The sequence below is a fragment of the Marinomonas foliarum genome (assembly GCF_016906065.1).
GTDB classification, from domain to species: Bacteria; Pseudomonadota; Gammaproteobacteria; order Pseudomonadales; family Marinomonadaceae; genus Marinomonas; species Marinomonas foliarum.
The window spans coordinates 2,005,292-2,027,068 of the sequence record NZ_CP070273.1 but is presented as its reverse complement, the minus strand read 5'-3'; the positions used below and the strand labels follow the sequence as shown (position 1 = coordinate 2,027,068).

The window sequence follows — 21,777 nt, the reverse complement described above, 5'->3', positions numbered from 1 at the left end:
ATGAGTTGGATTTAATCATGCAACTTGATTAATTAATAGCCTCGAGAAAGGGAATAATAAATAGCTTTAGAAGAAGTTGGCTTTTGTAACCAATTAAATGATAATGGTTATTATTTTAATAATGACAGCCATGACATATCAAAACAGACTCACTCGCATAGAAAAGGTTTTAGACTACATCCACGAGAATCTGGAGGAGTCGATCCATGTCACAAACTTAGCTGAAAAAAGCTGCTGGTCAAGGTGGCAGTTTCAACGCGTTTTTGGGCAAGCGACAGGCCTTACCGTTGCCCAGTACATTAGGGAATTACGTTTAAGCAAAGCTGCCGAACTGTTGCTATCGAGTAAAACTAGACACGTAGATATTGCAATACAATGTGGTTTTGACTCAGAAATAAGCTTCTCACGGGCTTTTAAACAAATGTTCAACTGTACCCCAAGAGATTATCGCCAACGTGGGAAGCGTCATGGATTACGTACTCCTCTACAATACAGACGCCCCAATAAAACCAAAACAGAGACACTACAGTCCTTCACACAAATACGCATTGAAAGCCACGATGCCTTTCAAGTTCAAGGTAAATGCGATTGGATTCGAGGATTACTGTCTTCTACCCCTGATTTTTCAGAACGAGTTCCACAGCTTTGGTCTACAGTCATGGCTGAAATAGAAGACATAAAGAAAGGCGCTCGGCCCATTGGTATAATTGATACACAAGACCATGCTCTACATCCCGATCAAATGCTGTATTGGGCAGGGTACTTAGAACCAATCAAAGCATCATCCCCAACCACGTTTAATGGTGCCAAGCCATTTAATGCCACATTAGATACGGTGAAGGTGCCACTTCAAGAATACGCTGTCATTCCTGTTCATGGAAAAGCTACTGCTATTGAAAAAGCATTAGAGTGGTTTATCTTCCAATGGTTGCCTGAATCTCATTATTACGGTGTGCAAGGCTATGAATTAGAAATTTACGAGCCTGATTATGACCCAAACAATCCGCAGAGTTACATGGAGTATTGGCTACCAATCAAACCAAGGTAATTTTCAACCGATACTTTCTCCCACTAATTGAAGATGCACCAAAAGGTTAAGTTTTATATTTTCAATGAAAATAGAATGAGATTCATTATCAATATTGTTTTATTCTATTCTCGGAGTTAACATGAAACTGTCTGTGCATTTACAACTCTCGTTGCTTACCTTAGTAACGACTTCAGCGTCGCCTTTATCTCTTGCAGCAAACGTATCAGAGACAAGTGACACAAGGCTAGAAGGTCAATTAGACGCTCTTGTGGTGACAGGACAGACATACCGTAATACCGCAACTAAAACCCAATTAGACACAGAAGAAACACCACAAGCGATTTCAGTGATAGATCAAAACGCATTACAGCAAAGAGGTACAGAAACGGTGGCAGAAGCCGTTCGCTATGCCTCTGGTATTAACACCGAATTACGTGGCGGCGCAGTGACTCGATTAGATTTTTTCAATATTCGAGGCTTCAAGAACGACAAGGCCTACTATGATGGACTGCAACTACTTTATAACGACTGGAATCTACAGCCACAAATCGACATGGCTGCCGTAGAACAAGTGGAAGTCTTCAAAGGCCCAACTTCAACTCTGTATGGCGCTATGCCTCCTGGAGGCATGGTAAACCTAATCAGTAAAGTACCGCAGTCAGACAGCCAACATAGTGTGGAATTAACATTAGGCAGCGACAGTAAACGCGAAACACAGATCGATAGCACTGGCGCCATTAACGATAAACTCAACTATCGTGTCGTGGGCCTATTTCGCCAAAAAGATGGGCAAGCCGATACCTCAGAAGAAGAGCGCATCATGATAGCGCCTTCTATTGATTGGAAGATCAGTGATGACACTATGCTTAACCTCAATATGTATTACCAACAGGACCCCAAAATGGGCGTCTATTCCTCCTTGCCATCGAAAGGCACTGTCTATAACAGTATTAATGGAAAGCTGCCTTCTGATGCCTATTCAGGTGATACGAACTGGGAAACTTATGACAGAGATGTGCTATTGCTGGGTTATAAACTCGATCACAACATCAATAATACTTGGCGCTTTTTACAAAATACTCGTTTCACCACAGCAAAAGCCTACCAAGAAAACACCTATTCTTCTTCGCTAGACAGCGATGAAAGAACCTTAAACCGTCGCGCCTATCTCACAGACGAAAAATCCGAAGGCATCAATATAGACAGCCAATTTTCTGGATTATTTGACATTGGCAATGCCGAGCACAATATTTTGGTCGGTTTAGATTACCTAAAGCTTAAGTCAAACGTGATCTACGAAGATGCTTTGGCGCCTAGCATCGATCTATATAACCCAGATCACGAGCAGATTATTAGAGATAACCTAAACTTTGCAGGGTCAGGCTACAGCAGTGATTTCACAATCGACAAAGAACAAACAGGCATGTATCTGCAAGATCAAATACGTCTTGATCAATGGGTACTGATTGCTGGTGGCCGCTACGATCAATTCAAAGCGACTGAAAAGGGCAGAAAATACGGCGCGACAACCAATACCAAAGTCGATCAAAGCCAATTTAGTGGCCGAGCTGGCGCTCTGTACGAGTTTAATAATGGCATAGCGCCATTTGTTAGTTACGCGCAAAGCTTCGAACCTATCACTGGCGCAGACCGAAATGGTAAAACGTTTGATACCTCCACAGCCGAACAATGGGAAGCAGGGCTAAAATACAAAAGACGAAACATCACCGCCAGTGCAACGGCGTTTGAAATCGTCAAAAGTAAGGTGCTCACTCGTGATCCGAATGGTTCTGCGTACGACAAAATTCAAGTAGGAGAAATGCGCTCTCGTGGTATAGAGCTTGAATTACAGCAAGCACTTACATCCGATATCAGCCTAAAAGCCGCCTATACGCTGCAAGATGTAGAAGTAACCAAAGATAACAGCGGTATAGAAGGTAACACACCAGTTTGGGTGCCTAAAAAGCAATTCAATACTTGGTTAACCTATGCACCAACAGAAGGAAAATTAGCTGGCGCATCATTTGGGGCCGGCGCTCGTTATGTTGGTCAAATGCAGCTCGACGCAGCAAATTCGAACACCGTACCGTCTTACACCTTGGTCGATTTATCCATAGGTTACGACTTAGCTATGCTGTCTAAGCAATGGCAAGGCGCCAGCGTGAGATTTTCCATGAGTAACGTATTTGATGAAACCTATTACAGCTGCTACGACGAATCTAACTGCTGGTTCGGCGACGAAAGAGCCTTCGAAGTCAGCGCCCGCTATGAATTTTAGATATCACATAGCAAAACTGAGAGGTAAAGAAACATGGAAAGGCTTATAGACCGTCTTTTCACCACTGCCAGATCTTATATTGCCGTACTGGACGGAGAAGAAAGTGTCTCTAATGAGAAGCAAAACACAACCAATGTGTCTGCCAAAAATCCAGAACACGCACTGCAAGTTTTGCATAGCACATTACAAGAGGCGCACCCAGAAACGGGTGCGCCTTATTGGCGTATAAGATCTTGGGGATTAGTCTGTTGGCAGCCGATTTATCTGGCAATGATTTGCGTCTATCAGCTTAAAGCTGTGCCTATACGCTTACAAGACTTAGAGCAAAAGCAAAACGGTGAGATGATCGCGGGGTATTTTTTACAGGATGGAATATGGCAGGAGGGAAGTCAGGAGGTTCTGATAAATAGCATTTGTGAACAGCTAACGGTTCTTTTTCAGTCATTTGAAAACGCGCATGTTAATGCCTTTGGCGGAAGACCTGCTCTTTACAAAGGCTTGCTGGCCGATCAGGTAATGAGTGCATTGATCGCCATAGGTAACTTGCTACCTATTGATCAGAAATTCAATCTTGAGCAGAATTTTCGAGATTGGGCAGAAGCGATGAATTTACCCTTGAAACCGCTTGCTGGACTACGCCGACAAGAAAAAGATTCGCCTATTTTTGTTCGTCACACGTGCTGCTTACACTTCCGTCGTGATGGCGGAGAGCTCTGCGGAAACTGTCCAAGACTGCACACAAGAAGTGCCAAACAAAAGCAACTTATTAGCCATTAGCCGCTAACAAGTTGCTTAAAGCCCATTAACCTTTTAAAAACTGTCCTACCCAAGCCATGAGCTGCTGATTGTCTATCGACTCATCAGCAACCGTTTGGCGCGCTTTCGCAGCGACGTCAGGAGTCAATGTCACACCATCATATAAGTCGATCAGTTCGTTTTCATAAGCCTTTGAAAATTCAGGATGACCTTGGAACGTCAAAATACGATCCTCATAAATGAGCCCAGCATACTGGCAGAAATCACTACTCAAAAAACTCGTCATTTTTTCTGGTTTTTCCAATACTTGGTCTTGGTGAAAAGCACAAAAAGCGATGTTTTTCTGAGTTAGAGGCGACTTAACATTATCCATAACTTGGTAATGATGAACTCCCACACCCCAACCACCATCAAATTTAGCGACGCGACCACCTAGTGCTCGTGCGATGACTTGGTGACCAAAACAAATGCCGACCAACACTTGGCTTTTGGCATCCACTGCACGTATGAACTCACACAAGCGGATAATCCAAGGCTCATCAGCATACGCATCCGCTTTAGAACCAGTAATCAGCCAAGCATCACACTTATCCGTACTGTCTGGAAATTCATCCAAACGAACGTCAAATATTTCAAATGACAACTCAGGCTCTAATGCGGCAATTTGCTCAGCAAACATTTCCGCATATGTAGGGTACTTAGAGCGCAATACATCGGGCGTAATGCCCGCTGCGAGAATTCCTATCTTCATTAAATACTTACCTCAAGAACACAACGGTTAAGGGTTTTGGAATCGGTTTTGACGGCGCATGATAAAAATAGCTGCAATCACGGCAACAGAAACCACCAATATCATCAATGTGGCTAGCGCATTTATCTCTGGCGTAACGCCAAGTCGAACTTTAGAGAAAATCACCATAGGTAAAGTGGAATTACCAGGACCAGAAACAAAGCTAGCAATAACCAAATCATCCAACGATAACGTAAAGGACAACAACCAACCCGATAATATCGCTGGTGAAATCAATGGCAAGGTAATCAAGAAAAACAACGACACCGGCTTAGCACCTAAATCCATTGCGGCTTCTTCCAAAGTCTCGTCCAGCGAAGACAAGCGCGATTGAACCACTACAGCGACGTACGCCAAACAAAAAGTCGTATGCGCGATGACAATCGTAGTAGTGCCTCGGCCGGCGGGCCAACCAAACATACTTTCCATCGCCACAAACAACAGCAACAATGACAAGCCGGTAATTACCTCTGGCATCACCAAAGGGGCAGTTACCCAGCCCGCCATCATGGTTTTGCCTCGAAATTTACCCATCCGACTCAATACAAAACCAGCTAACGTGCCCAATATGGATGCCAAGGTCGCACTGATGAAAGCAATTTTTAAACTCACCCACGCTGCGTTCATAATCTGCTCATTTTGAAACAGCTCTACGTACCATTTGAGTGACCACCCACCCCATACTGTCACCAGTTTAGATTCGTTAAAGCTGTAAATGATCAAGGCAACAATGGGTGCGTACAAAAACAAAAAGCCGAAGCCAGCACTAAGCTTCAGAGCTAAAGAATGATTTTTCATTACAGAGCCTCCTTGTTGCCATTACGCATAAACATAATAGGGCCCACCAAGACAATCAGCATAATGATCGCCACAGCAGACGCTAAAGGCCAATCTCGGTTTAAAAAGAATTCATCCCATAGAACTCGACCGATCATCAACGTGTCTGAACCACCCAATAACGAAGGTATAACAAACTCACCTACCGCAGGAATAAACACCAACAAACAACCAGCAATGATGCCGGGTTTCGCCAATGGTAAAGTGACAGAACAAAATGCTCGCCATGGCTTAGCACCTAGATCTTTCGCAGCTTCAATCAAGCTCATATCCATTTTTTCTAGTGTGGTATAAAGCGGCAGAATCATAAACGGCAGATAGGTGTAAACAATGCCAATATACACAGCCACATCCGTTTGTAAGATTTGCAATGGCTGATCAATCAAGCCTAAAGACATCAAAGTGTCGTTGACCAAACCATTTTTTTTCAACAGCGACATCCAAGCATAAACGCGCAATAAAAATGACGTCCAGAAAGGCAAAATAACCAAGGATAACAATATTGTACGTGCCATCGAACCACTACGAGCGATAAGGTAAGCAATCGGAAAGCCAATGATTAAAGTGAAAAAAGTCGACACTGCAGCAATGCGCAAAGAGCTTAAATAGGCGTCTAAGTAAAAACGTGATTCAAACAAAAACAAATAATTGCCAAAGGTGACTTTTAACGTCGCGTAGGCGTTGTTTGGATCCCATTCCAATAAAGGAGAATAGGGAGGCACCGCAATCATTGCCTCCGAAAGCGATATTTTAAACACCACCAGAAAAGGGATAAAGAAGAACGCCGCCAACCACAACATTGGCATTAGAATGACAAACCAGCGCCCCAAGCGAATTGTTTGCAAACGCTGCAACAGCGTCAGCTGTGTTGTATTGGTAGATGCGTTTATCATGATGTTAGTACCACGCTGCTGTCAGCATCCCAAGAAAGGTATACATGATCATCCCATGTTAGACGCTCACCGGTATCTCGGTGGGAATTGGGTTGTGTGATACGAACTTCTTTACCTGACAGCAAACGCACTTTGTAGATAGACTGGCTCCCCATGTACGCCACTTCCGTAATTACCCCTTCCGCGGAGTTATTTTGCGCACTGGATGGCTCGCGCGCTATACGCATTTTTTCAGGTCGAATGGCTACATTTACCAATTGATTAGGCGCGCAACTGATGCCGTGATCCAAAGCGATAAGGCCATTGGTGTCATCACATTGAATCGCCGCACTGTCACGCTCATCCGACACCACAGTGCCCCTAAACAAATTCACGTTACCAATGAACTCAGCAACAAAACGATTATTTGGGTATTCGTATACTTCATGAGGTTCGGCGGTTTGGACAATTTCACCATTGTTCATCACACCAATGCGCGTTGCTAGCGTCATCGCTTCTTCTTGGTCATGTGTTACCACTACAAAGGTGATACCAAGTTCATCTTGTAATCGCATCAATTCGAATTGTGTTTCTTCGCGCAGTTTTTTGTCTAACGCGCCCAAAGGCTCGTCTAACAAAAGCAATTTGGGACGTTTCACCAAAGAACGCGCTAACGCTACACGCTGACGCTGACCACCAGATAACATATGTGGTTTACGGCGAGCAAGATGACCCATCTGGACCATTTCCAAAATATCGGCCACACGCTGTTTTACTTCACGGCTTGGCAAACCTTCACGTTTTAAACCAAATGCTACGTTTGCTTCGACGGTCAAATGCGGGAACAAAGCATAAGACTGGAACATCATATTAACTGGGCGCTCCCATGGCGGAACATTCGACATGTCCACACCGTCAATGATGATGCTACCCGACGTAGGAGATTCAAAACCCGCTAACATGCGCAATAACGTACTTTTACCCGACCCCGACCCACCCAACAGACAGAAGAGTTCATTTTTATAAATATCCAGAGAAACATTATTCACTGCAGTGAAGTCTCCGAATGTTTTATTGATTTGTTCAATGCGAACAAAAGGCTCAGCGTCTTTTTGACGCCAAGTTGGCATCGTTTGAGTAGTAACGATGGGAGAAACAGAAGACACAGACATAAAACACACCAGTCAGCATGATAAGTATTCAAGAAAAGTGACGCCGTAATGGCGTCACTCACGAACAGATGGCTGCTTAGCGCCCAGTTTTGATGTTAGTCCAAGCGCGCGTCAAGAGACGATCGAAGCGTGCAGTATGAGCTACTTGCACGAACAGTTTCTCTTTGACCTCCTGAGTCGGGTAGACACCTTTGTTGGTGGCCACTTCGTCGTCTAGAAGAGGAACCGCCGCCGTATTTGGTACTGCATAGAAAACATAATTCGAAATAGCCGCTGCTATATCCTTTTTAAGGATGAAATCGATAAATTTGTGCGCAGCTTCTGGGTGAGGAGCATCTGCAGGCACAGCCATCAAATCAAACCACACCAAGGTGCCTTCTTTTGGAATCACAAACTTAATATCGACGCCTTGATCGGCTTCTTCTGCTCGGCTTTGCGACTGTAATATGTCACCGTTGTAGCCAATCGCTACACACACGTCGCCGTTGGCTAAGTCTGATATGTATTTGCTGGAGTGGAAATAACGAACGTTGTCCTGGGCCTCTGACATTAGTTTTGCTGATTCAGTTAACTCATCTTTGTCTTCCGAGTTTGGATCTACGCCACGGTAATTATTAACAACCGACATAACTTCTGCAGGAGAATCCAACACGGCAATGCCACAATCGTTCAACTTAGCCGCAATACTTGGATTAAATAAAATATCCCAAGAATCAATATCAGCCGTACCCAAGCGCTCTTCAATCATTTTGGTGTTATAGCCAATGCCGATCGTACCCCAAGCATAAGGAATGTTATGGACATTACCCGCATCGTGCTTTTCGATTTGCTTTGCCAATGTTTGATCCAAATTGCCGTAATTGGTCAACTTGCTTTTGTCGATAGCTTGATACACGCCCGCTTTAACCTGACGCTCAAAGAAAGAATTAGATGGCATAACCACATCGTAGCCAGAGCCACCCGCCATGAGTTTTGCTTCCAACACTTCGTTACTGTCATAAACGTCGTAATTCACTTTGATGCCGGTTTCTTTCGAGAACTGCTCCAAAGCACCCGGTGCCATGTAATCCGACCAGTTATATACGTTTAAAACACCTTCAGCGTAGCTACTAGCTGCAAAAGTAGATGCTGCACCAGCGACCAATATACTCAATACATTGCGTTTCATGTGGAATTCTCCAATTTACAGCCAACGTGACATCAGCTGGTTCCTGTTGTGATGTTGTTTTCATATTAAAGCCTCTGATGGGCTCTATTTTCTAATGTAACTCTGAGCTGTGCTCTTACAAATAGGCTTCATATTCCACGTTGGAAATACGACCATGTATTTTTTGTTGTTCTTGTTCTTTTGCCGCGCCATACACACGAACAAATTCGCTTCCTAAATACTCAGTTAAGAACGCGCTGTCTGCAAAAGATTCAGTGGCTAATTCCCAACGATTCGGTAGCGGTTCAAAACGTTCCGACATTGCATAAGCATCGCCTTCAATCGGCTGTGGCGGAGACATTTTTGTTTCAATACCATGCAACGCAGCGCCCAACACCGCCGCTAATACTAAATAAGGATTCGCGTCCGCGCCAGCCACACGATGCTCAATACGACGAGCTATGTTGTCACTTTCTGGGATACGCACTGCTACAGTGCGGTTTTCATAGCCCCAACTTGCAAATGTCGGTGCATGTGCCCCATTTTGAAAACGGCGATAAGAGTTCATATGCGGCGCAAATACAAGCATAGAATCAGACATATGGTTCAATAACCCAGCAACCGCTTGTTGCAATAAACCCGAGCCTTCGTCTGTGCCGTTATTAAATACGTTATTACCTTGCTCATCCAGCAAACTAAAGTGGACGTGAAAGCCATTGCCGCTCTTATCTGCGTAGGGTTTCGCCATGAAAGTCGCACCAAAGTCATGTTGGCGAGCAACTCCTTTAATCAAACGTTTAAACATAATCGCATGATCAGCGGCTAACACAGCGTCATTGCTATGCTTCATGTTGATTTCGAATTGACCTGGCCCTAATTCGGAAATAATAGTGTCTGCAGGAATACCTTGAATCTCACACGCCCGGCGGACTTCCGCAAAGAAGCCTTCTAAGCCATCCATTTCTTCGATGGAATAACAGTCAGTTTTGTTCAAACGCACACCGTTGCCTTCTACGATAATAGGAGGAGATGGCTGGCGCTTGGCTTCTGACTGTCCGTCTAATAAGTAAAATTCTAACTCCGTTGCCACTACAGGTGTGTAGCCAAGGTCCTTGAAGCGCTTAACAATGCGCGTCAGTATTTGACGAGGGTCTGGATAAAATGGCGTGCCATCCATGTTGTACATCATCGCCAAAATTTGATCACGAGCCGATTCCGCCCACGGTACAGAAATAGGTTCAGGGTGGACTGGAAAACACACTCCGTCGCTATCACCCGTCTCGAAGACCATGCCATTATCGAGAACGTCGTCACCCCAATGGTCAAACCCAATCACTGATTGAGGAAGCTTTACCCCTTGCGTCATAACGCTTTTCAAACCGCTAGAGGGCATTCGCTTACCACGTAAGTTGCCGTTTAAATCTGTGATGAACAGATCAAATTCGTTGTTCCCTTCGTACATATCAGACATAGAATGTTCTCTTATGAAATTAGCCTTACTGCAGAAGAAGTTGTGCTCTCTAAAATGATAATCGAGTTTTAATTCGATTTTCATATTGCTTACACAGGATTTAAGTCAAATTCTTCCGATATAAATCACCTTAACCTGAGCAAATGATGCGAGTAACTATCCCCGAGTGGGTATATGCAAAGATGGAACCACTTGTATATAAATCACGCTTTAAAAGTTGACTGCTTTTCTTCACATTCAGCTACTTTACTGATATGTATTAATAAAGAATCATCTTAATGTGTTTGAGGACATAGCTTTCGAGCATCATAAGCCGAAAAATCATTCAGGTTATGTCTTCATTTTTACTACAGAAATCATGAGAAAGTCGATGGATATTTTGCAGAAGCAGATCAATTTTAGGAAAGAAAGCAAAACCGATTAAAAAGTCGACTTAAGCTTAATTAAATAGACTCATTTATAATAGCCAGTAGTTTGTGTATTTATCATTGTCATTTGAGAAGGGCGCACTAATGACGTTTTCTCACACAAGAGATACATGACGAAGGATTTAAAATAATGCAGAAAAGTACTCTAAGAGGGCAATTATCATTACCCGAATTAATGAAAGACCTAGGAGCTCTCACCAATCATATTCGGGTCCCTAGCTTTCCCATTGCGTTAGAGGGGGTTCTTAGCAACATTTGCTATTTCGACACCATCATTATCGTAACCTACAAAAAAGCGCTTAAACCACTGCTGATTCATCCAAGTGACCCGAGTGAGCAAAGCCACACCCTACGGATGTATTTAAACAAGGCTTATTTATTAGACCCCTTGTTTAACGCCATTCAGCAAGGCATCACGCCGGGGGTTTATCGTTTGGTCGATATGTCACCCGATTCATTCGAAGATACAGAGTACTACCAAACTTGTTATCGCAACTTTGACTTAGTCGATGAAATTAATATTTTGGTGGAATTAGATGCAACCACGACTTGTGCAGTTTCGTTGGGGCGTCAGAAAGCAATTGGGTCCATTCGTCGAACAGAATTTAATAACTTGAAAAGCGTTTTTCCGATGCTAGAAGCCTTGATTCGTCAGTTTTGGCTAACGCAAGCAGGGGAGTTCGTCGAAAAAGAATCCCGTTCAGGACCATTAAAATACGCGCTAAAAACCTTTGCTCATGGCGTGTTAACCAACCGCGAGCAAGAAATTTTAGGCTTGCTGCTGAAAGGTCACTCGTCAAAATCCATCGCCAACGAGCTAGGCATCAGTGCCGGTACAGTAAAGGTACACCGTAAAAATATCCACGCACGTTTAGACACATCAACACAGTCGGAAATTTTCACCTTGTTCCTCAGCCACCTAGACTCACTAGACAGAGAAAAGGGTTAATATGAAAAGCTGCGCACAGAACGACTATTCAGATTCAGGCTCATTTAGATGTCGTTCTAATACGCTTGTTAACATCAGTTTCAAATCATCAAGCGTGCGGGCTGCACGGCGTTCATTTTGGTTTACCACAACCAGGTACGTACTGTGCGTTACCTCTAGGTATAGACGCGCGATACGTTCTCGCTCACGAATGTGCTTTTTCAGCCCTAACCGTTTAAAAACCTTGGCCATTTGAGAAATTACCATATCATCATGGCGCTCATCTAATTCACGCAATTCTTGCACTGAAAACATAGCCTGTACTAGGCGTAATACCGCACGCTGCTGACGATAAGTTCGCAAATTAATGTCTACAACTTGCTCAATAAAGTAGGGCAGCGTCATCTCTTCCAAATGCCACTCTTGAATGTCTTTTAGTACTTCTTCAATACTGTCCAGCCAAGACTTACCCATGGCATAGAGAATGGCGTGTTTATTCGGAAAATAGTGGTACAAAGATCCCACAGAAATACCGACTTCTTTTGCAATAATAGCCGTATTCAGATCATTCAAACCTACGGTTTCCAGCAACTCGCTAGTCACGTCTAAAATTTGCTGTGCGCGTTTAATGGAACGAGACTGTACTGGCTCGCTACGAGGCGAAACAGATTGCATGGTTTTCATTGTCGTAGGGGGGTTTGCCATAATAAAAATTGGCTTCCTTATATACAGAGTACATCAAATAAAGTGATTAAATTATACACATACCAATGAACACTAAACATACCCATCACTAGCCATTCATCATATTAGGGCAAACGATCTAACATTGAGTAATACAGCATCCCAGTAACTAAACCAGGCCAACGAAGTAAAGTACCACCTGGAAAATCACGCATAGGAAGCCTTTCAAATGCATCCATTTTTTCTAACGAACCTTGCACGGCTTTGGCGAAAATCGCACCAGCATATGTCGCCATCGCTACTCCGTGACCTGAATAACCATGAGCAACAAAAATATTTTCTTGCTGGCGCGCAATATGCGGCATTCGATTCAGCGTAATCGCCAACGTTCCGCCCCAGGCATAATCGATGCGATAATCGCCTAACTCAGGGTAGGTTTCTAACATGTGTTTTTTAACAAACCCTGCAATATCCTTTGGAAAACGCTGACTGTAATTTTCACCGCCCCCCCACAACATTCTCCTGTCTTTTGATAGACGGTAATAGTTCACAACAAATTTCGAATCAGCTACAGCAATGCGATCTGGGTTAATTCGATTGGCAACGCTTTCTGGTAGTGGCTCTGTTGCAATAATAAAATTATTAATTGGCATGATTTTTCGTGCTGCTGGGCCATTTAAGTGCCCAAGGTAGCCATTACACGCAAATAACAAATAACGGCAACGAACACGACCTTTGGCCGTCATAACCTCAGGTTGCTTGCCATCTGTGTATTCCAATACCGCGGAATGATCGTACAACTCAGCACCGTATTCTTCCGCCGCTTTCGCTAACCCAAGCGCAAAGTTAAGCGGGTGAATATGCGCACCCTCCTTATACCATTCGCCACCATGATAACGATCTGTACCCAATTTATCGGCAACAGTTTTAGCATCTAGAAACTCAACATCTTCGTAATTTAGCTGCTGGCGCTTATATTCAACCGCTTCTTTAATTTCATCTGCGTGACGTGATTTAGATGCCACATGTAATACTCCAGCAGCCAGATCACAATCGATTTGGTATTTCTCAATCAGCTCCTTTACCAAATCAACCGAATCGACCGAGGTTTGCCACAATACATCAGCTGTGTCTTTGCCGACCTTTTTGGCCATCTCCGCGTGGCTCATGTTATGACCTTGGCAAATTTGTCCACCATTACGCCCAGAAGCCCCCCAGCCAATTTCGTTGGCTTCCAGTAAGACCACTTGAAAACCCGCTTCTGCAAGATGCAGAGCCGCTGAAGTACCTGTAAATCCTCCACCTATAATGCAAATATCAGCACTGTGATCACCCACTAACTGAGGGCGGCTTTTGTACGCTCTTGCCGTAGCTTCATAGTAGGACGGCTCATGTTTGCTCAAGGGAAACTCCTGTCATAATCCAAAACTCAATAACCGAATGATTGATCGAATTTATAGTCAGTGTCAATTGTAATATGAACTTATTTTTTGACTAAGTGTTGATTTAATGATCAAAGTAAAATAATGTTTAAACCGAAGCATTATTCGGGTTGTAGAAAAAAACACCCTAGAGCAAAAGCCAGTATAAAAACGTTACGGCTTAAGAACATTCGTTAAGCAGCCAACTTAAGGTGAGTTATGACAGAGTTTGAAGCTTTTTTAAAAGAGCATGCAATTACTGAAGTCGAGTCAACATTAGCAGATATGACAGGGAATGCGCGGGGAAAATTTTACCCGACGTTCAAGTTCCTTGCAGAGAAAACGGGGCGCATCCCTGAAACCGTTTTAGTGCAAAGTGTGACGGGGGATTGGGCTGACAATCACTACGACATTGTCGACGCCAGCGACCGAGATATGGTGTTGAAACCAGACCCAAACACCATACGTATGGTTCCGTGGGCTGACGAACCAACGGCTCAAGTTATAAACGACTGCTATACCACTGATGGCAACCTTCACCCGTTGGCAAGCCGTACTATTCTGCGTCATATTTTGTCACTTTATGAAGCCGAAGGCTTAAAGCCCGTCATAGCGCCAGAAGTCGAGTTCTATCTGATCCAACCCAACACAGATCCAGATTATGAACTAAAACCGGCGGCAGGACGCTCTGGCAAACGCGAAACATCACGTCGTTCGTACAGTATTGATGCAGTAAACGAGTTCAACACCATCATTGATACCCTGTACAGCTATTGCGAAGCTCAAGGACTGGACGTAGACACCTTGATCCATGAATCCGGTGCCGCACAAATGGAGATAAACTTTATTCATGGTGATCCACTCGACTTGGCTGACCAAGTGTTTGTGTTCAAACGCACTTTACGAGAAGCCGCACTCAAACATGGCGTGTATGCTACTTTCATGGCGAAACCGATGAAAGATGAGCCAGGCAGTTCGATGCACATTCACCAAAGTTTGGTAGAGGCGAAAACGGGGAAAAACGTCTTTGATGATAACGGTAAACCAAGCGAACTGTTCTATCATTATTTAGGTGGTTTGCAGAAATACACGCCAAACGCGATCTCTTTCTTCGCACCAAACGTCAACTCCTATCGTCGTTTTTCACCAGAAATGGCTGCGCCAATCAACATGAACTGGGGGTTTGATAATCGTACAGCAGGGCTACGTATTCCGTTTTCACCGCCACAAGCAACACGCATTGAAAACCGTTTTCCGGGTGCTGACTCTAACCCATATCTAGCTATTGCGGCGACCTTGGCATGTGGCTATTTAGGTATGAAGCAAAAGCTACAACCAACCGATCCTATCAAAACGAATCAGCCACCGTCCGATTACCCAGAAGTAGAAATTGCAAGAACACTAGAGGAAGGCCTACGCCTTTTGGAAGAATGTGAACCATTATGTAACATCTTGGGCAAGGACTTCGTCACAGCTTATATGGGTGTAAAACGCAGTGAGTTCGAGACCTTTAACCGGGTTATCAGCTCTTGGGAGCGCGAACATCTATTGTTGAATGTGTAATTATTTTTAATCCACTGAGCATCACGACAAGGATAAAAAAGCTTTGCGTGATGTAAGTAGAGTTATCACTGAGGAACCAAATCATGACACAGAAAAACCTTAAAATGCGTCAATTTTTACCCATTGCGGGTATGGTCTGTGCGCTAGGCACAACAGCTACGTCTGTTTCTGCCGAAACGCTAAAATTCTTCAACTGGTCGGATTACATTGCCGAAGACACGGTTGAACGGTTTGAAGCCGAGACTGGCATTCAAGTCATCCAAGACGTTTTTGACAGTAACGAAGTGCTTGAAGCAAAACTGCTAGCAGGCAATTCAGGTTATGATTTGGTGGTGCCAACCGCGTCATTCATGGGACGTCAGATTCAAGCGGGCGTGTTTGGCAAACTGGACAAAGCCAAGTTACCTAATCTAAAGCATCTAGACCCAGAGCTGTTGTCTTTCCTTGAAGCTGTCGATCCTGGTAACCAATTCGGCGTGCCATATTTATGGGGTACGACAGGTATTGGTTACAACGTCGATAAAGTAAAAGAAGTCTTAGGTGAAGATGCACCCGTAAACAGCTGGGACCTAGTATTTAATCCAGACAACATGGCCAAACTGCAAAAATGTGGTGTTATGTTTTTAGACTCACCAGACGAACTGTACCCACTTACACTCAACTATTTAGGTAAAAACCCCAACAGTCGTAATCCTCAAGATTATGCGTTAGACAGCGAAGCGGTCAAACTGCTAAAAGACGTGCGCCCTTATGTGTCTCAATTCCACTCCTCGCAGTACATCAGCGCACTTGCTAACGGCGATATTTGTGTGGCTATTGGTTGGTCTGGGGATGTGATTCAAGCACAAGATCGCGCTATTGAAGCCGATAATGGCGTAAACATCGAATACAGTATCCCTAAAGAGGGAACTCAAATCTGGTTTGACATGCTGGCTATACCTAAAGAAGCTGAAAACAAAGAAGCTGCGTACAAGTTCATGAACTTCTTATTACGCCCAGAAGTCATTGCCGATGTATCAAACTACGTGGCGTACGCGAACCCAAACCTAGACGCGATGGATCTACAAGATCCCGATATCTCTAGTAATGAGGGTATCTACCCAAGCGACGAAGTGAAAAAGAAACTCTTCGCACAGAAGGTACGAGGCTTAAAGATCGAGCGTTTGATGGTACGTTTATGGACAGACATTAAAACCGGACGCTAAGAAGCGACGGTTACTCTATCGTAAAACTAAAAATGCCTAACGATTTGTCGCTAGGCATTTTTTGCCTTTAAATAAAGCTGAAAGGTTAGACTGGAATCTGTTGCGTAATACAGTGTAAGTTGCCACCGCCCAACAAAATATCACGAGCAGGAATGCCAATTAACTCATGCTTAGGAAACGCCGCTTGCAAAATAGCGTGGGCTTGCTGGTCATTTTTTTCATCCAATAGGGGGTAAAACACTGCACCGTTACAAATTAAGCAGTTCGCGTAGGAGCCAGCTAAACGATCATCCGTGGCGCGCTCCATACGATCTGGCTGTATCAAGCCTGCCGCTTCTTCTTCTCGAATATAAAGAGGCCCAGGCATAGGCAATTTATGAACTATAATCTTACGGCCATGCGCATCGCGAGCCTCAGCTAATATATCTAAAGCCTGCTGACTAATGGCGTATTGCGGGTCGTTATTATCATCGCAAACCGTCAATAAGACTTCACCGGGACGAACCACATGCAAGATATTATCGATATGGCCATTGGTTTCATCGTTGAATAAGCCCAACGGCAGCCAAACCACTTTTTCAATCGACAAATACTCTTTCAGCAGCACTTCGATATCTTCTCGGCTTAACTCTGGATTTCGGCTTGGGTGTAACAAGCACTCTTCCGTTGTATAAAGTGTACCTTCTCCATCGCAATGTATTGAACCACCTTCAAGGATAAAAGGCGCGTCATAACTTTCTACGCCTTCCTGCTGGGCAATATGACTGGCAACACTTTGGTCATCTGACCAATCGTCGTAAAGCCCGTCCAATTCGCCACCCCAAGCATTAAACTGCCAATTAACGGCACGCTTCACACCCGCTTCATTGATGACCATGGTTGGACCGATGTCTCTCATCCAAGCGTCATTGTAAGCCATAGGAACAATCTCAATGGAACTTGGCAACATGCTTCTAGATTGCATTTCGTATTCAGGCAACACCGCCAGCTTTACCGTGACATAGCCACTTAAGCGCTCAATAAAATGCGCGAAAGCAGCCTGCGCAGGAAAGCCGTTATCACGCCAGTTATCTGGACGTGTAGGCCACGCCAACCAAACAGAGCTCTGAGGGTTATGCTCGCCTGGCATCCAAAAATCATCCGCTTTGGGAGTGGTTAACATGATGCCTCCTATTTGACCTGGCCATCGAGTGTTTTGATGACATCGTAATGTTCTGGTCGACGATCACGAAAAAGCCCCCATGCTTTACGCTGAGAGCGCACTTTTTCCAAATCAAACGTATGCACAAGAACCGCTTCGCTATCGCGGTCTGCTTGCTCGATTAATTCACCACGTTCATCACAAATAAACGATGAACCATAAAATGTCAGTGACAAATCACGGTGCTCTGCTTGCTCTGTACCAATTCGGTTAGAGGCAATCACAGGTGTCTGGTTGGCAGCGGCATGTCCACGCATGGTGTTCGTCCAGTGAGGCATGCTGTCTAGATCCGATTGGCTCGGCTCAGAGCCAATCGCCGTTGGGAAAAGCAATAAATCCGCCCCCATTAGAGCCATTGAACGAGCGGTTTCTGGGAACCACTGATCCCAACAAATCCCCACACCAATGCAACCAAACTTGGTGTGCCATACTTTAAAACCTGTATCACCAGGGCTGAAGTAGTACTTTTCCAAGTAACCATCGCTGTCTGGAATGTGTGTTTTACGGTATACGCCAAGAAGTTCACCACCTGCATCTATCATTGCTAAGGAGTTAAAACGAACTTGTCCAGCTTTCTCAAACCAACTAAATGGCAGTACGACATTTAGTTCGGTGGCCAATTCTTGGAAACGTTTAAACGCCATATTTTCAGCCAATGTGGTCGCCAAATCATGATATGGCTCGTGGATCTCTATGCAAAAATAAGGCGTTTCAAACAACTCCTGAATTAGGATAACTTGAGCCCCTTTGGCAGCAGCCAAACGTATTAGCTTTTCAGCACGATCAAGGTTATCTTTCTGATTCCACGTGCAATGCATTTGCGTAGCGGCAACGGTTATCTTTGACATAAGCTGAGCTCTCCAAGTGACAGTTTGTTAGAAATTTTTCATTATTTTGTCTGACTAGACGATGTTCTAAATCCAATTTCGTCATCTTAGAGAATTCGGAAAATTACGATATACCCCCACGGGGATATGGTACGAAAGGACGCTGCTCAGTTAGTTTAGATTCATAGCAACTCATTTAGCGTTTTTATTGGACGCCAAAGAAAGGAATTACGTATGAAAACTTACCAAGAATGGCAAGCACTTCGTAACACAATTAGCCTGCATTCCGACGCCTACATTAATGGTGTTTTTACACCAGCACAAAGCGGTGACACGTTCGATTGTATCAATCCGACGGACGAGTCCTTGTTGGCAAAAGTTGCTAGTTGTGATGAAGCCGATGTGAACCTGGCTACTGCGGCAGCTAAAGCAGCATTTAAAAGTGGTATTTGGTCAAACATGGCACCAAATAAGCGCAAACGCATCTTACAAAAATGGGCCGATTTGCTAGAAGAGCACCAAGATGAACTAGCCTTAATAGACACCTTGGACATGGGTAAGTCGATTTCAGAAATGGTCGGCATCGACGTACCAGATTCCATCGACAGCTTACGTTGGTCGGCCGAATGCATCGACAAATTGTACGGTGAAATAGCTCCAACGAACCCAGACAATTTGGCACTGATCAGCCGCGAACCATTGGGCGTTGTCGCTATTATTACGCCTTGGAATTACCCATTAATGATGGTGATGTGGAAAATTGCACCGGCTTTGGCTGCGGGGAACAGCATCATTCTAAAACCGTCTGAGAAATCGCCGTTGAGCGCTCTCAGAATTGCCGAGTTGGCAACGCAAGCGGGGATTCCAGATGGCGTATTCAACGTCCTCCCAGGTTTTGGCCACACCGCTGGAAAAGCCCTTGCGCTGCACCATGATATTGGCACCTTAGCGTTCACTGGTTCTAGCCGCGTGGCAGGACTACTGATGCAATACGCGGGTCAATCCAACATGAAGCGGGTTTGGCTAGAAGCGGGAGGCAAATCGCCTTGTATCGTCTTTGAAGACTGCAAAGACATTCAAGCCGCAGCCAAAGGGGCTGCAACCGCCATCTTCACCAACCAAGGGGAAGTTTGTATCGCATGTTCGCGCTTGTATGTTCACAGCAGCATTAAAGACGCCTTCATGGTCGCCTTACTCGACGCGGCCAAAACCTACGTGCCTGGTGATCCATTAGACCCAGCCACAAAAATGGGCCCAATGGTCGATAAAGCACAGCTTGATACTGTGACGGGCTTTATCGAAAGTGCCATTGCTGACGGCGCAACGTTGGCGTTAGGCGGCGTCCCTGAATACCGAGATGGACAAGGTTTCTACGCTAAACCCACTATTTTTACTGATGCAAACCACACGATGAACTTCGTCCAAGAAGAAATTTTTGGCCCAGTATTAGCCGTCATGACATTTGACACCGAAGCCGAAGCCATTGAACTGGCGAACGATTCAAAATACGGCTTGGGTGCATCGATTTGGACCAATAATTTGGGCCGCGCGCACCGCGTCAGTCGTCTATTAGAGTCTGGTATGGTGTGGGTAAATACATGGGGCGATGGCGATACGACTGTGCCATTTGGTGGTGTTAAAGCGTCTGGTAATGGTCGAGATAAATCTTGGCACGCACTAGAAAAATACACGGAACTTAAAAACACTTGGATCAGCCTGAAATAAACCAATCCTTGGACTCGCAATAACCGTTAGATTAACAGGGGCGTTCATAGCCCCAATTTTTTACTCATGTGTAGACGCTGAATCATAGTATCTACACTCTATAGGAGAGGTTCTATATGTCATCACCTACTCATGCAAACTCATACTACGCGGCCTCCGCAAATGATAAAGCCATTCGTCCACAGTTAACGGGTGAGCATCATTGTGATGTCTGTGTCGTTGGTGCTGGGTTTACTGGCATATCGACCGCTCTAAGTCTGGCAGAAAAAGGCAAGCGCGTTATTGTGGTTGAAGGATCACGCATCGGCTTTGGCGCTTCTGGTCGCAATGGCGGTCAAATCGTCAACAGCTTTAACCGTGACATTGATTATATATTCAATAACTATGGCGATGACATTGGTCAAAAAATGGCAAAAATGGCGTTTGCTGGTTCTGAGTTGATTCGTCACCGCATCAAAAAATACAACATCGATTGTGACTTAAAACACGGCAACCTTTTTGCGGCTTGTAACAAAAAGCAATTTGAAGAATTGAAAGCCAAAAAAGCGCTGTGGGAACGTCATGGACATAATGAATTAGAGCTTTTAACCGCTGATACCATTCAAAATCATATCGGTTCAGACCGCTATGCTGGTGGTTTATTGGATAAAAAAGGTGGTCACATCCAACCGCTGAACTTGGTCCTTGGACAAGCCAAAGCGTTTGAAGAGCTTGGTGGCCAAATATTTGAAGATTCTGAAGTGATTCGTTTAGAGCAAGGTAAACCAGGCAAAGTCGTCACCAAGCAGGGTACCGTCGTCGCAGATACAATCGTCGTCGCTGGCAACGCCTATATGTTTGGTTTATTGCCAGAAATAGAGAAAAAGGCCATGCCATGCGGCACTCAGGTCATCGCAACCGAACCTCTGCCAGAAGAAATCCAAAAACAGCTGTTACCAACCGATCACTGTGTAGAAGACTGTAACTACTTATTGGATTACTACCGTCTGTCGGGAGATGGCCGTCTTATCTACGGAGGAGGCACAACGTATGGTGCTCGTGACCCAGGGAAAATCGAGTCTATCATTGTTCCAAAAATGCTAGAAACCTATCCAATGCTTAAAGACACTAAAATCGATTTTGCGTGGACAGGCAACTTTCTTCTAACCATGATGCGTATGCCACAAGTGGGGAAAATTGGCGATAATCTCTACTATGCGCAAGGTTACTCTGGCCACGGTGTGACCAACTCCCATCTGATGGGAGAAATCTTATCCGATGCCATTGATGGAGAAATGGAGCGCTTTGACGTGTTCGCCAGCATGCCTCAGTATCAATTCCCTGGTGGGCGAATGCTACGTATTCCTTATACGGCTGCAGGTGCTGTGTATTACAATCTACGCGATAAGCTCGGCATTTAGTTTTCTATCATCTCGTCAACCAAACACACCACTCAAAAGCGG

The 21,777-nt window shown here is 44.5% G+C and carries 18 protein-coding genes; 8 read left to right on the top strand and 10 right to left on the bottom strand.

What is annotated here, in order from left to right; genetic code table 11:
- Positions 1-121 precede the first annotated feature (121 nt).
- The 3 genes from JSY38_RS09375 to JSY38_RS09365 all read left to right on the top strand — a co-directional run bounded on the left by JSY38_RS09375 (position 122) and on the right by JSY38_RS09365 (position 4,085).
- Positions 122-1,048, top strand: a complete 927-nt coding sequence (locus JSY38_RS09375) for an AraC family transcriptional regulator (protein ID WP_239543936.1) — start codon at positions 122-124, stop codon at positions 1,046-1,048.
- A gap of 121 nt (positions 1,049-1,169) precedes the next feature.
- Positions 1,170-3,308, top strand: coding sequence for a TonB-dependent siderophore receptor (locus JSY38_RS09370; protein ID WP_205113031.1), 2,139 nt, complete (start codon positions 1,170-1,172; stop codon positions 3,306-3,308).
- Positions 3,309-3,341: 33 nt separating this feature from the next.
- Positions 3,342-4,085, top strand: a complete 744-nt coding sequence (locus JSY38_RS09365; protein WP_205113030.1) for a siderophore ferric iron reductase — start codon at positions 3,342-3,344, stop codon at positions 4,083-4,085.
- Between the two features lie 25 nt (positions 4,086-4,110).
- Here the strand turns inward: JSY38_RS09365 and JSY38_RS09360 are convergent, their stop codons facing one another.
- The 6 genes from JSY38_RS09360 to JSY38_RS09335 form a co-directional block, all read right to left on the bottom strand.
- A complete protein-coding gene (locus JSY38_RS09360) occupies positions 4,111-4,815 on the bottom strand; it encodes a glutamine amidotransferase-related protein (RefSeq protein WP_205113029.1) in 705 nt (234 codons plus the stop codon).
- 27 nt (positions 4,816-4,842) lie between these two features.
- Positions 4,843-5,652, bottom strand: a complete 810-nt coding sequence (locus tag JSY38_RS09355) for an ABC transporter permease subunit (RefSeq protein ID WP_114410508.1) — start codon at positions 5,650-5,652, stop codon at positions 4,843-4,845.
- Positions 5,652-6,584, bottom strand: a complete 933-nt coding sequence (locus JSY38_RS09350) for an ABC transporter permease subunit (protein WP_114410507.1) — start codon at positions 6,582-6,584, stop codon at positions 5,652-5,654. Before JSY38_RS09350 ends, JSY38_RS09355 begins: the two co-directional genes overlap by 1 nt.
- On the bottom strand, positions 6,581-7,735 hold the full coding sequence (locus JSY38_RS09345; RefSeq protein WP_114410506.1) for an ABC transporter ATP-binding protein: 1,155 nt from the start codon (positions 7,733-7,735) through the stop codon (positions 6,581-6,583). The genes JSY38_RS09350 and JSY38_RS09345 overlap by 4 nt, the downstream gene beginning before the upstream one ends.
- A 76-nt stretch (positions 7,736-7,811) precedes the next feature.
- Entirely contained in the window at positions 7,812-8,903 is a 1,092-nt protein-coding gene (locus JSY38_RS09340) for a polyamine ABC transporter substrate-binding protein (RefSeq protein ID WP_205113028.1), read from the bottom strand.
- 115 nt (positions 8,904-9,018) lie between these two features.
- A complete protein-coding gene (locus JSY38_RS09335; protein ID WP_114410504.1) occupies positions 9,019-10,353 on the bottom strand; it encodes a glutamine synthetase family protein in 1,335 nt (444 codons plus the stop codon).
- Positions 10,354-10,911: 558 nt separating this feature from the next.
- Here JSY38_RS09335 and JSY38_RS09330 point away from each other — a divergent pair.
- Entirely contained in the window at positions 10,912-11,730 is an 819-nt protein-coding gene (locus JSY38_RS09330) for a helix-turn-helix domain-containing protein (RefSeq protein ID WP_114410503.1), read from the top strand.
- A gap of 24 nt (positions 11,731-11,754) precedes the next feature.
- Here JSY38_RS09330 and JSY38_RS09325 read toward each other — a convergent pair whose 3' ends face one another.
- Both JSY38_RS09325 and JSY38_RS09320 read right to left on the bottom strand, forming a co-directional pair.
- Entirely contained in the window at positions 11,755-12,414 is a 660-nt protein-coding gene (locus JSY38_RS09325) for a TetR/AcrR family transcriptional regulator (protein ID WP_114410502.1), read from the bottom strand.
- A gap of 104 nt (positions 12,415-12,518) precedes the next feature.
- Positions 12,519-13,796 carry an NAD(P)/FAD-dependent oxidoreductase gene (locus tag JSY38_RS09320; RefSeq protein ID WP_114410501.1) on the bottom strand — a complete coding sequence of 426 codons (1,278 nt, stop codon included), beginning with the start codon at positions 13,794-13,796 and terminating at the stop codon, positions 12,519-12,521.
- A gap of 237 nt (positions 13,797-14,033) precedes the next feature.
- On the opposite strand from JSY38_RS09320, the gene JSY38_RS09315 reads away from it, so the two are divergent.
- A complete protein-coding gene (locus JSY38_RS09315; protein WP_114410500.1) occupies positions 14,034-15,377 on the top strand; it encodes a glutamine synthetase family protein in 1,344 nt (447 codons plus the stop codon).
- An 83-nt stretch (positions 15,378-15,460) separates the two neighbouring features.
- Positions 15,461-16,582, top strand: a complete 1,122-nt coding sequence (locus JSY38_RS09310) for an extracellular solute-binding protein (RefSeq protein ID WP_275586976.1) — start codon at positions 15,461-15,463, stop codon at positions 16,580-16,582.
- Between the two features lie 85 nt (positions 16,583-16,667).
- On the opposite strand, the gene aguA is transcribed toward JSY38_RS09310, so the two are convergent.
- Together aguA and aguB are read right to left on the bottom strand one after the other, a co-directional pair.
- Entirely contained in the window at positions 16,668-17,744 is a 1,077-nt protein-coding gene (gene aguA, locus JSY38_RS09305) for an agmatine deiminase (RefSeq protein WP_205113027.1), read from the bottom strand.
- 8 nt (positions 17,745-17,752) lie between these two features.
- A complete protein-coding gene (gene aguB / locus JSY38_RS09300; RefSeq protein ID WP_205113026.1) occupies positions 17,753-18,631 on the bottom strand; it encodes an N-carbamoylputrescine amidase in 879 nt (292 codons plus the stop codon).
- A 213-nt stretch (positions 18,632-18,844) separates the two neighbouring features.
- On the opposite strand from aguB, the gene JSY38_RS09295 reads away from it, so the two are divergent.
- Both JSY38_RS09295 and JSY38_RS09290 read left to right on the top strand, forming a co-directional pair.
- Positions 18,845-20,335: an aldehyde dehydrogenase gene (locus tag JSY38_RS09295; RefSeq protein ID WP_205113025.1), complete on the top strand. Its 1,491-nt coding sequence runs from the start codon at positions 18,845-18,847 to the stop codon at positions 20,333-20,335.
- 116 nt (positions 20,336-20,451) lie between these two features.
- On the top strand, positions 20,452-21,735 hold the full coding sequence (locus tag JSY38_RS09290; protein WP_205113024.1) for an NAD(P)/FAD-dependent oxidoreductase: 1,284 nt from the start codon (positions 20,452-20,454) through the stop codon (positions 21,733-21,735).
- Positions 21,736-21,777: the final 42 nt, after the last annotated feature.

Coding starts and splice junctions, on each gene's coding strand:
- JSY38_RS09375 (WP_239543936.1), top strand. CDS start 122: ATGACAGCCATGACATATCAAAACAGACTCACTCGCATAGAAAAGGTT.
- JSY38_RS09370 (WP_205113031.1), top strand. CDS start 1,170: ATGAAACTGTCTGTGCATTTACAACTCTCGTTGCTTACCTTAGTAACG.
- JSY38_RS09365 (WP_205113030.1), top strand. CDS start 3,342: ATGGAAAGGCTTATAGACCGTCTTTTCACCACTGCCAGATCTTATATT.
- JSY38_RS09360 (WP_205113029.1), bottom strand. CDS start 4,815: ATGAAGATAGGAATTCTCGCAGCGGGCATTACGCCCGATGTATTGCGC.
- JSY38_RS09355 (WP_114410508.1), bottom strand. CDS start 5,652: ATGAAAAATCATTCTTTAGCTCTGAAGCTTAGTGCTGGCTTCGGCTTT.
- JSY38_RS09350 (WP_114410507.1), bottom strand. CDS start 6,584: ATGATAAACGCATCTACCAATACAACACAGCTGACGCTGTTGCAGCGT.
- JSY38_RS09345 (WP_114410506.1), bottom strand. CDS start 7,735: ATGTCTGTGTCTTCTGTTTCTCCCATCGTTACTACTCAAACGATGCCA.
- JSY38_RS09340 (WP_205113028.1), bottom strand. CDS start 8,903: ATGAAACGCAATGTATTGAGTATATTGGTCGCTGGTGCAGCATCTACT.
- JSY38_RS09335 (WP_114410504.1), bottom strand. CDS start 10,353: ATGTCTGATATGTACGAAGGGAACAACGAATTTGATCTGTTCATCACA.
- JSY38_RS09330 (WP_114410503.1), top strand. CDS start 10,912: ATGCAGAAAAGTACTCTAAGAGGGCAATTATCATTACCCGAATTAATG.
- JSY38_RS09325 (WP_114410502.1), bottom strand. CDS start 12,414: ATGGCAAACCCCCCTACGACAATGAAAACCATGCAATCTGTTTCGCCT.
- JSY38_RS09315 (WP_114410500.1), top strand. CDS start 14,034: ATGACAGAGTTTGAAGCTTTTTTAAAAGAGCATGCAATTACTGAAGTC.
- JSY38_RS09310 (WP_275586976.1), top strand. CDS start 15,461: ATGACACAGAAAAACCTTAAAATGCGTCAATTTTTACCCATTGCGGGT.
- aguA (WP_205113027.1), bottom strand. CDS start 17,744: ATGTTAACCACTCCCAAAGCGGATGATTTTTGGATGCCAGGCGAGCAT.
- aguB (WP_205113026.1), bottom strand. CDS start 18,631: ATGTCAAAGATAACCGTTGCCGCTACGCAAATGCATTGCACGTGGAAT.
- JSY38_RS09295 (WP_205113025.1), top strand. CDS start 18,845: ATGAAAACTTACCAAGAATGGCAAGCACTTCGTAACACAATTAGCCTG.
- JSY38_RS09290 (WP_205113024.1), top strand. CDS start 20,452: ATGTCATCACCTACTCATGCAAACTCATACTACGCGGCCTCCGCAAAT.